We start from the raw sequence: 10,501 nt of genomic DNA, 5'->3' as shown, positions 1-10,501 counted from the left end.
TTCATGAAACTGAACGCCATTGATGCGGCCATTGAGATTCAGGATTTACGGTTTCCGCCCTCAAATCGGCTGGATGTTTTAAAAGGGAATCGTAAAGGACAATGGAGTATCCGCATTAACAATCAATGGCGAATCTGTTTTAAGTGGTTAGGCGGACATGCAGAAGATGTAGCAATAGAGGATTATCATTAGCGGAGGTGTGGTATGGTCAAGAAACGTATTCCACCGGTGCATCCCGGTGTATATCTAAAAGAGTTACTGGATGAGCTGGCGTTGTCGCAATATCGCCTTGCGAAAGATATTGGTGTACCCGCCATGCGTATCAATTACGTCGTGAACGGGAAACGACCGGTAACCGCCGAGCTTGCGCTGCGTTTGGGCCGATATTTTGGGCAGAATCCGCGTTACTGGCTGAACCTTCAAAGCCGATATGACATGGATATGGTGGAAGATACCCTGTCAGACCAAGTAGCGCGACAAGTTCGTCCTCTTGCTATTGCAATATCATAACTTCCGGTTATCCGCACTCAGGCATTTACCGATAATAGTCATGATTTCGGTCGGTAATAAACATCATATCACGATTCCACCCTCGCCTTCTGCTGGTATTTATGTCAGTATTTCTATCCATTGATAGGAGTCGCATACATGTGACTTTCACCTCATCAGTTAACGCCCATGCCATATGTACACAAATCAATCCACCGGACACTCGTTCCTCGCGCCGGTGATCTTTACGTTCTATTCATGAAGGCAGGTTAACATTTGTCAAGGAATTCATAGATCATGCAGGCCCAATCGTATATAATGAAAGCATCCAGACTACCAGAAAAGATATCAATAGGGAGGGTGATGTGAAGAAAAACAAGAACGAAATGGCCAAACGACAGGCAAAGGCCAAAGAGAAAGCAAAGAAAAAGCGCCAGATCCGTATGACCAAATCGCCTGTCCAACTTATAGAACGGCCGCCTCTTGTAGAAATGGATGCGCCCAAGGGATTCATCACCGTATCTGCATCCCAGGCGATAATGGAGTATGCAAAGCCGGTCATGGACAAAGGGGCGTCAGACATCAAAGACCTGAACAAAGCGATGGAACTGGTGTCCTCCTTGTGGAACCTTGCAATCAGCAAGCAGAAGGATGACCAACAAGAGTATCGACGATGGATAGACAGGGTGAAAACAGGTGCAAAAAACATCCTGAACCTGGATGGTGAAGAAAGGAACCGTTTCATCAATGCGATGGTTGAGCGCCGAGCCCATCTGTTTCCGGAGGATGTCCAGCCGGCGCCTCCGTCCATGTTCATGTATATGAGGAAAGAAGTCAGCTATCCTATTGCTCCTTTCGACTATGGCAGGATCAAGTTCAAGGTGTATAAAGAAATCCCGCCGGATGAAGAAGATCTTCGGCTTATCGGAAAGATCGAGGAATTAGATAGGCACATGGTTAAGGGTAGCGACTACGATGAATACGAAGAATTGGCGTTATCCATTGAAGATGAATGCCCGAAGCTGTTTGAGAAGTGGCTTATCGCCAAGGGACTTGAAGATGCCCCGAATGAATATTCCAGCTGTCTGGATATCTACATCACCTTCATCTACAGGTATATGCACGATGACACAGTTCTACTCAAGTCCGTTCCGGATAGATACTTTATTGAATTCTTCGAGGATTTCCTCCTGAGAAAAGTTGTATGCAAACCCTTTGAGTTCCTGTATTGGCCGCCTGCGCTGAAATTATTCTACCAGTATCTGGCCGAGAAAGGCTATACAAAAGGATACAGCCATCATCGGGAAACTGGATGCCATGGAACCACACTTCCTGGAGATATTACAGAAACGGTACAATTGAACCCTCGTATCTCTCAGCATACAGCAATTTTGATATGGAGAAGAAGAAATGAACAAATCAGACAGGATCAATGGGGCCTGAATTGGAGATGGATATAACTCCCCGAATACTAATATTTTCTGTCCTGGATAAACTGGATCAAAAAACTGTACAGGCCTGTAAAGATATAGATCAGGATCAATCCGATAAAAATAAAAAGCAGCCATTTTCTAAGCATAATTGAGAGCAGTACAATAAGCACTATCAGCAGAATAAGCTTTAATCCGTGAATTTTATTGAGCGCCTTAGCGTGCGGCTTGGAGAACTTTACGGTAGAAACCATCAGGAGGGCAACAGCAATGAATGCCGGCACAAAAATCAGCAGGTGACTCCTTATGTCTCCAGGGTTGCTGAAAGCAATAGGCACAAGCGCCATTACTATACCCGCTATAGGTGATGGCAAGCCGGAAAAGGAATCGCTGTCATGACTCACGTTGAACCGGGCAAGCCTATAGGCCGCGCAGAGAGGAAATGCGGCCGCTATAAACATTCCCAGGGGGATATACTTAGTTTCGTTCAGGGGGAATGATACATTTGAAAGATACGCTGAATAAGCAAGATACCCCGGGGCTATGCCGAATGCCACACAATCAGCCAGGGAATCGAGCTGCTCTCCGATCTTGCTGGTAACACGGAGCATCCTTGCAATCTGACCATCAAATCCGTCAAGGAGTGCCGCAAAGAGAATACAAATTCCCGCAACAACATACTCTCCCTGAGATGCATTCACTATGGCAATAAATCCAAAAAGAAGGTTCCCCATAGTAAACGAATTGGGGATCCAAACCTTGCTCAGACTGAAATGCTTCATGCACACTCCCCACAATATCCTGTATTGTTCTTTATCTTAAGACTGCATCATTGTACGTGATGAGTCAATTATATTTTCCTGCTTCGGCTGAAATATCTTTGGTTTGTTTGATAAGAATTCTTTTTTTGTTGTGGAAGTATAAGAATAGAAAATTTATGTGTCAAGGGAGAATGACCACAAAATCTGATTAATGGGGGACGCTGTCCCCAAATTACATATTACATATTTTTTGAGTTGTTCATTCAGTTCGGTTTGAAAGGCGGGTGTCATTTCATCAGCTTCTTCGACTGCTTGACGTACTCGTCCTCGGTGATGGTCCCGTCGCGGTTGGCATCCCAGTTCTTGCAATTCTTTTCGGCCATCTTTTTGTCCTTCCAGATGGCATAGCACTCCTGCAAGCTGAGCTTGCTGTCCTTGTTGGTATCGGCGGACGACAGGATGGTTTTGAAGGCTTCCTTCGCCCTGGCATCCGAGGGGCCCACGCCCTGGGCGTTCGCAAGACCAGACGTCAGAACGATGGCTGCCGTGAAAAAAGCAAGGGCGGCGAATGTAAAACCGGATTTCTTCATGCTCTCCTCCTTTAATTGATAAGAGATTGCTTATTTGTAGGAGAAATATAAGATAAGTGGTCTTGTGTGTCAATGGAATAACGGCCACAAAATATGGGGTATGGCTCTCAAGGTGCTGCATGATTCTCATGTACCTGTAATGTTGATAAAATGAGAGTCACATACCAGGTAGGTATGGTAAAGCGAAACACGCGAAAAGATAAGTGTATGATTGCTGATCTCTTCCGGTTCTTTCCATCACAAAGACAATCCTTAAGGAGAGTTAAGGTGACCTGACCCCCAAAAATTCATTGACACACAAGGCCACCCATCGTATGCTTTTATCTCTGGGGCGGAGAGGTTCGGGGGACATTTGGAATGAAGGCGAATTAAGGTGGAAGGAAATGATTCAGGATCATCTTGACAAGATTGAAGAGAGGCTGAAGCAGAGCGAAGCGGTCAAAGAGAGTGACAAAGCCGAGCTGTTGACCCTCCTGACGACTCTGAGGACGGAAATTGCTGACCTTTCCCAGACTCACTATGAGCAGGCGGAAAGCATAACAGGATTTGCCGAATTATCAGCCCGCGAAGCCACACGCAGTGAAAAAAATCCGGCGCTCCTCAATTTGTCGATTGAAGGTCTGGCCTCATCGGTTCAGGGCTTCGAAACATCTCATCCAAGGCTAGTGGAGATTATCAATACCTTCTGCACGATGTTCTCTAATCTGGGAATATAGAGTCCATGCTCCGGCCACCTATCCCGTGTGGTTGTTCATCTGCTCCTGAAATTTACGATTGCCCGCCTCAATCTGTTGTCCATGACAACCTTCTAATCCATAGATAAAGTCTCGTGATCGGCATCACTGACCGCTCTGTTCCTAAATCAATAGGAAAAACAGAAAGATAATGACCGTCAGACTCTTAACTGTCAATCATCATTTTGTTACGTATAGTAATCAGTAATGCTCATGTTATATAATAAACCTGTTGTAAGGCTTTGTAGGTGTAATTAAGAATCGTGGGAACCACGGTATTTTTTCGCGGACGGTAAATATTTGTTTTGGAAAACTTTTTGAAGAGGGTGTGAGTTTGGGGAAACCTTGCTCTTGACCTTTCTGTGGATATTACGCGGTTATTGAAATAGAGAGGTATTGATTGGCGTATTTAAATTACCGTTTCATCGATTTGAGAAGGGAGTAGACAAGCTTCTCCTGTGTGGCGCACTTTTGCACCAGCTGAGCGATTTCTCTCACATCAAAGTCCGCCGTCTTGCTTTTGCAGGCCCTGGCGCAGGCTAATGCAAACTGGCGCCACATATCGCCTGCCTCTGTCATCATCCGTGATGCCTCCTCCAGTCGGGTAGATCCGATTAGATGCCCCGCTTCCTGGAGGAAGGCCGCATACATGAAGCGGAAGCCACCCCCTCCCGTGCCTATTTCCTCCTGCATCCTCACGATATGGCCGAGGAAGAGGCGGACGTACTTCAGGTCTTCGCGGGTATTTAGCCTTTCAATCCTTCTGCCCAGATAATGGATACCCTTAACGCCGATGAAGGGGACGGGGGCATAGAGCATCATGTGTACCGTTCGCTTTATGGCTTTCCGTATCGCTTCATTCAAATCGATAGAAGGATTGACCCAAACAGGATAGTACATGAAACCCTTCGGGGCAAGGGTTCCCCTGGCGAAACGGGCGTTCTGCAGGTCTTCTGCCTTGATCCGGACGGGATGTTCAAAAACGGGGTCGCTGACGAGAAACTCTTCCCCCTCTCTCCCGTAGACGATGAGATTATGCGCGTTGAACTGGAAACGCATCTCCGGCGGGAAATAGGGCAGCCAGTACACCGATGTCTGGAGGCCGACCATTTCACCTCTGTCGACAAGATTCGTGAGTTCGGTAAGAGCCTTCTCCTTTTCACCATACCTCCTGGTATTGAATCTGACGTCAAGGTTCTTTACGGCCCCCTTGATGATCGCTCCGGGGATCATGCGATACGATATCACCGGCATGTTGGTGATCTTGATGAAGGGAATGAAAGCAAAGGTAAGACCGCCCGTGATACCGAACACCATGGGTTCGGAAAGATCGAGACCGTGGCATCTCAAAAGTGCGGATACTACACCGCTTTCACAATGGGCGTATTGCCTGTGTTCAAGTGGCTTCAATTCCGCCATCTAATCCTCCCCGGGGAAATTCTTCAACGCATCGACAGATACTCTGAAGAGACGGGCGTACTCGGCCAGTGTCGTATCGTCAAGTTTTTTGAAAACGCCGGGTTTGAGATGCCGCTTTACCTGCCAGCGGTACAGACCCATGGCCTGGGCGAGGGTCAGTGGGTCCATCCAGTTCTTGAACATGAAGTATTCTATCGGCGATGTTTGGTTGTTTCTCACCCTTGATGCGGCCCCCCTGGCCTTTTCCTCGAATTCGCCGATTACCTGGTTAAGGACGATTTCTTCCGGTTCCCACCCCTTTGTGGTGATTTTGGCGTAACGTCCTTGATCGTCAACGGCGTATACGGCCTTCTTCTCCCCCTGCATGGTCTTTACATCGTCCTGCGGTACTTCAGATATCTTCATAATTACTTACGTTGGATTTATTGAATAGGGTATTGCTTTTTCGATGGGGAACTATAGATAGGAGTGAGTTATGTGTCAAGAAGAAATGACCGAAATATATGGGTGTATGCCGACATCCGGAATCGGCATACACCCATGTCTATTATTACTTTGTCGAGCTTTAGGGAAACGGCGTAAAGTGGTTTATTCCCATAGTTGATGGGAATTATGAACTGTAACTCTAAAGACTAATATCCCTTATATTCAAGCATATTCTTGAATCCTTCCGGGTTTTGTTTTATTTCTGTATGGTAATCCGCGATTGCCTGCTGGTATAACTTCGGATCCATGTCTTCGCCGCCTTTTTTCGGATCATACTCCCAATATGTGCAATTATTAATGGCTTCCATTGCGTCCTGAGGATTCAATGGCGAGAAGCCGGATGTGCGGGCGCGCCACAATCCCATAGTAACGCCCTCACGGAGATAATATGTCTTCCCTGGCTGAAAGTCGAGATTCGCAACCGCTGTGTTTTCAGTTGCGACAACGACATAGTGCGGTCCCGGTTTAACATTGGTAACAAAATACGTTTTACCTTTGGTTTCCCCTATAAACTTTCCATCTAAATAGTTCCAAAATACGATGGCAGTACCCATAAATGTATCGCGAATGATTACAAGGGTGGCCGTATCAGGCCGAGACGTAAGATCAGGTTTACGATCGGGCGCAACCATACTCGTTGCAGCACAACCTGACAGCAAAAAGATACAAAGCGCTACTATTAGTATTCTTCTCATGTTTTCCCCCTTAAGATTAAATTAATTCCACTAGTGTACTTTCTTTAACGGAAAGTTATCATTATGTCAAGTGAGATTAACTATTTATCTTGACTTTAATAGTTTTATTTGCATGATATGAGCCAAGTAGAGAAAGGCAAATAAGGGTTACACGGAAGGGAACTGGTTTCAACATGATGAATCGATGGTCCATGCTGCTGGCCATTTTACTGGCTTGCTTTTGCGCTACTACCTGTACACACGCGCCGGTCAGTGAAACTTCCGCTGTCAAAACCTATAGCGGCTTGGATGAGGCATGCAGTCCCAGGGTGCTGATTGTATATCAGAGCAAGTATGGAAGCACGAGACAGTATGCTGACTGGATCCATAAAGATATTCCCAGTGAAATAGTAGATGTGGATAAGGGAGATAAACCTGAATTTGCCGAATACGACGTGATTGTCTTTGGCGGTTCTGTCAGAATGGGCCGGATTGTCATTGCTCCGCTGATCGTCGAAACCTGGAATGCCGTCAAGGGGGGAAAAGTGGTTTTATTTACAACGTCGGGCACACCCCCCCAGCACCCCAACATCCTGAAAATCTTCAACAGTAGTTTTCCGGAGGATATACGGAAAGAAATAAAATACTTTCCCCTTCGCGGAAGGATATTGAGTAAGGATATCGGTTTCTTTGATAAGCTTCTCATTGCCATTGGCCGGATGGTAGAAAAGGATGAGGCCTTGAGAAAGTTCATGAGTGAGGATTTTGATGAGGTGAAACCGGAAAACCTTTCACCCGTGCTGGAATACCTAAAAGCATTGTTGCTCAAGAAATAGATGTTGATTCATAAGAAGAGGGGGGCCTTGCAATCCAAATAACCGGATGATATTTTTAAACATCAGGTGGACGCATTATGACAACAGAACCCGAAAGGAACAGGAGACGGTTGAAAAAATGAAGAAAGAAACCATTCATGACAAAGGTGATTTAGAAAAACTGCGAGAGGGTGAGCAGCTTTTCCAAACCTTAACGGAACGCTCTCTTGTTGGTATCTATGTATTGCAGGATGGGCTGTTTCAATCGGCTAATCCCAACGCCGCTTCATACGCCGGTTACACACCGGAAGATCTGATAGGCACAAAATCAAACTCTATTGTTCACCCGGAAGACAAGGAGATACAGAGGAAGGGCGCCATCGACATGCTTAAAGGGAGACGCTCTTCTCCTTATGAATTCAGGGTCATCGGCAGAAACGGTGAAATCCACTGGATCATGGAGACAATTACACCCATTATTTACAAGGGCAGACCTGCCATTCTGGGAAACTCTATGGATATCACGGAATACAAACGGGTGGAAGAGGCCCGTCGAGAATCAGAGAGACGCCTGGTAGACATTATTGATTTTCTCCCTGATGCAACCCTTGCCATCGACCGGCGTGGAAAGGTTATCGCCTGGAATCGTGCCATAGAGGTAATGACGGGGGTTAATGCTCCAGAAATGCTGGGGAAAGGAGACTATGAATATGCCCTGCCGTTTTATGGTGTACGAAGACCCATCTTGCTGGACCTGGTTCTGAAACCGGATGAGGAAATTGAGCGGAGTTATTATTCTATCCTCGAGAAACAGAAGGATCTTCTGATTGTACAAAAATGGGTTCCTTTAAAGTCGAGGAGGGCCTTTATCTGGGCAAAGGCAACCCCCCTTTATAATAGCAAGGGGGAAATTGTGGGCGCCATTGAGTCGATCCGGGACATTACCGAACGCAAGGAGGCGGAGGAGGCGCTGGAAAAAAGGGAGCAGGAGCTTGAGGCCAAGACCCATGAACTTGAAGACCTGAACGCGGCCTTAAGAGTTTTGCTGAAGCAGAGAGAGGGGGATAAAAGTGAACTTGAACAAAAGGTGCTGTCGAACATCAAGGTACTTATTCTCCCCCATATGGAAAAATTGAAAAACCATGTGGACCTGAAGGGCATGTCGTATGTCAATGTTCTTGAATCGAATCTGATAGACATTGTATCTCCCTTTGCCCAGAAATTGTCGGTGAAATATTTGAATCTTACCAAGAGAGAAGTGCAGGTCGCCAATCTTGTCAAGGAGGGAAAAGCTACGAAAGAGATCGCGTCATTTCTCAGTGTTTCCGATAGTGCGGTCAATGTATACCGCTATCAAATCAGACATAAACTGGGCCTGACAAAAAAGCATAATCTCCGTTCCTATCTGTCGTCCCTTGCTTGAAAAATGAACACTCATGGAAAGGATTAAGGATGCATTGTTAAGGACGATTGGTGAAGCATGATAGGATTCTTTGTCATTGACACAAATGCTCCTATCTGATAGCAATCACCGGAAATGTTTCTATAGCATAAATCAATCATTTTCCTGGGTTTGTCTTGTCATGAAAATTCTTCTCGTCAATCCGCCTAATTCCGGACGGAGCATTCCGGAAGAGAAATACGGGGTGACATCAATCAAACAGATATTCAGGGGAGAACCCTTCAGTCTCGAGGTAATTGCCGGGGCACTGACGGAACATGACCTGATGATCATCGATATGAAGTGCGAACAGGAAGACTCCTTATGGAAGATTATCGAAGATTTCCGTCCTGAAGTGATCGGCTTTACGGCGGTCACTTGCGAGGCCAACTCGGTGCTTCACTATGCCCGGAAAATAAGGGAGAAGAGTCATCCCGTCGTGGTTGTCGGGGGGAATCACGCCACATGTGATCCTTCATATTTCAACAGGGAAGAGATTGACTTCATCGTCATCGGCATTGGAAAAAGAAGCTTCAGCGAACTGATAAACCATATTCAAAAGGGGGATAACGGTACGGCGATTCCCGGTGTTGCAAAGACCTCACCCGGATCTCCCCTTTCATACACGCCGAGAGACTATGGACTGCACGATCTGGTAGAGCATTGCGCGCCCCGTTATGACCTTGTGGAGAGGTACAGAGAGCACTATGTTTTGGAAAAACTGGGAATGAAGATGGGATTCGTTATTACCGCATATGGTTGCACGCACACTTGCTCTTTCTGCACCATTCCGGGAATAACAGGGGGAAAATACCTTGTCCACTCTCCGGATTCCGTAATCAGGGACATCCGCCTGTTGGGTGATATCCCCTTTATCCGTATGGTGGATGCGAATACTTTCGGTAATCCTGCCGAGTCGAAGGATCTCTGTAGTAAGATAAAAAACGCGGGCATCCAAAAGCGATTCATCGCCGATGTACGGGCGGACACGATTATCCGTCATTATGATTTGCTGAAGGATTGGAAAGAGGCCGGTCTTCATGCGGTAGTGGTTGGATTCGAAGATATGGAGGACCGGAGGATAGCGTCTTATAACAAGAAGTACAGGGCTCAAGACATCCCTCAATCTATTGAACTCCTGCATGAGTTGGACATGCTCATTGTGGGGGATTTCATCGTTTCTCCGGATTATACGGAGGATGATTTTGCACATCTGGAACAGTTCATTGCGGCAAACGGGATTCAAATCCCTATCCTCTCTGTTCTCACCCCCATTCCCGGCACACCCCTCCATAAGACGATGAAAGAACGGATCGTCATTCACGATCTGGATTTTTACACGTTCACGAACGCGGTTGTTCCCACAGCCATTCCTGAACAGGAATTTTATGAGACTTTTTCGGAACTGCTGAAGCGGCTGCATGGAAGGGCCCCGAGGGCTCATGTATCTTCCTGACATATCGGCCTATGATCATCATTCACCGATGTACTTTTTTTTACTTGCGTAAAAGGGAGTCTATTTAGTTCGTCCTGAAAAATGCAGGCTGAAACCCGCGTAAACATTGATACTGCTCTTTGAAAACTGAAGAAAGTTGTAGGATTTGGTTGTTTTTATCTGTGATTTATGCTATAAGCTACTGATATGAAAGTACAAATACCAGA

12 protein-coding genes are annotated in these 10,501 nt (G+C 46.2%); 7 read left to right on the top strand and 5 right to left on the bottom strand.

All coding sequences use genetic code 11. The features are described 5' to 3' along the window. From NTW12_07740 to NTW12_07730, 3 genes are all read left to right on the top strand, one after another. The coding region (locus NTW12_07740; protein ID MCX5846233.1) for a type II toxin-antitoxin system RelE/ParE family toxin at positions 1 to 192 on the top strand (192 nt) is incomplete at its 5' end. 12 nt (positions 193 to 204) lie between these two features. After that, positions 205 to 510, top strand: a complete 306-nt coding sequence (locus tag NTW12_07735; protein MCX5846232.1) for a HigA family addiction module antitoxin — start codon at positions 205 to 207, stop codon at positions 508 to 510. A gap of 344 nt (positions 511 to 854) precedes the next feature. After that, a complete protein-coding gene (locus tag NTW12_07730; GenBank protein MCX5846231.1) occupies positions 855 to 1,949 on the top strand; it encodes a hypothetical protein in 1,095 nt (364 codons plus the stop codon). 11 nt (positions 1,950 to 1,960) lie between these two features. Here the strand turns inward: NTW12_07730 and pssA are convergent, their stop codons facing one another. Next, positions 1,961 to 2,701 (bottom strand): CDP-diacylglycerol--serine O-phosphatidyltransferase, encoded by a 741-nt coding sequence (pssA, locus tag NTW12_07725; protein ID MCX5846230.1) that lies wholly within the window; start codon positions 2,699 to 2,701, stop codon positions 1,961 to 1,963. Positions 2,702 to 2,967: 266 nt separating this feature from the next. Further along, the gene (locus NTW12_07720) at positions 2,968 to 3,270 is read right to left on the bottom strand and encodes a hypothetical protein (protein ID MCX5846229.1); all 303 of its coding nucleotides are present in this window, start codon (positions 3,268 to 3,270) and stop codon (positions 2,968 to 2,970) included. A 383-nt stretch (positions 3,271 to 3,653) separates the two neighbouring features. Here NTW12_07720 and NTW12_07715 point away from each other — a divergent pair, with 383 nt between their 5' ends. Beyond that, on the top strand, positions 3,654 to 3,986 hold the full coding sequence (locus NTW12_07715) for a DUF4404 family protein (GenBank protein ID MCX5846228.1): 333 nt from the start codon (positions 3,654 to 3,656) through the stop codon (positions 3,984 to 3,986). Positions 3,987 to 4,418: 432 nt separating this feature from the next. Here the strand turns inward: NTW12_07715 and NTW12_07710 are convergent, their stop codons facing one another. From NTW12_07710 to NTW12_07700, 3 genes are all read right to left on the bottom strand, one after another. After that, positions 4,419 to 5,414 (bottom strand): BtrH N-terminal domain-containing protein, encoded by a 996-nt coding sequence (locus NTW12_07710; GenBank protein MCX5846227.1) that lies wholly within the window; start codon positions 5,412 to 5,414, stop codon positions 4,419 to 4,421. 9 nt (positions 5,415 to 5,423) lie between these two features. Then, positions 5,424 to 5,828 (bottom strand): hypothetical protein, encoded by a 405-nt coding sequence (locus tag NTW12_07705; protein MCX5846226.1) that lies wholly within the window; start codon positions 5,826 to 5,828, stop codon positions 5,424 to 5,426. A 227-nt stretch (positions 5,829 to 6,055) separates the two neighbouring features. Next, on the bottom strand, positions 6,056 to 6,604 hold the full coding sequence (locus NTW12_07700) for a DUF2846 domain-containing protein (GenBank protein ID MCX5846225.1): 549 nt from the start codon (positions 6,602 to 6,604) through the stop codon (positions 6,056 to 6,058). 173 nt (positions 6,605 to 6,777) lie between these two features. On the opposite strand from NTW12_07700, the gene NTW12_07695 reads away from it, so the two are divergent. From NTW12_07695 to NTW12_07685, 3 genes are all read left to right on the top strand, one after another. After that, positions 6,778 to 7,419, top strand: coding sequence for a hypothetical protein (locus NTW12_07695; GenBank protein ID MCX5846224.1), 642 nt, complete (start codon positions 6,778 to 6,780; stop codon positions 7,417 to 7,419). A gap of 118 nt (positions 7,420 to 7,537) precedes the next feature. Next, on the top strand, positions 7,538 to 8,821 hold the full coding sequence (locus NTW12_07690) for a PAS domain S-box protein (GenBank protein MCX5846223.1): 1,284 nt from the start codon (positions 7,538 to 7,540) through the stop codon (positions 8,819 to 8,821). 160 nt (positions 8,822 to 8,981) lie between these two features. After that, positions 8,982 to 10,295, top strand: coding sequence for a radical SAM protein (locus NTW12_07685; GenBank protein MCX5846222.1), 1,314 nt, complete (start codon positions 8,982 to 8,984; stop codon positions 10,293 to 10,295). Positions 10,296 to 10,501: the final 206 nt, after the last annotated feature.

The organism is Deltaproteobacteria bacterium (assembly GCA_026388545.1).
Classification (GTDB): domain Bacteria; phylum Desulfobacterota; class Syntrophia; order Syntrophales; family UBA2185; genus JAPLJS01.
Note: the sequence above shows the minus strand (reverse complement) of the source record. Positions and strands in the feature narration are given on the sequence as shown.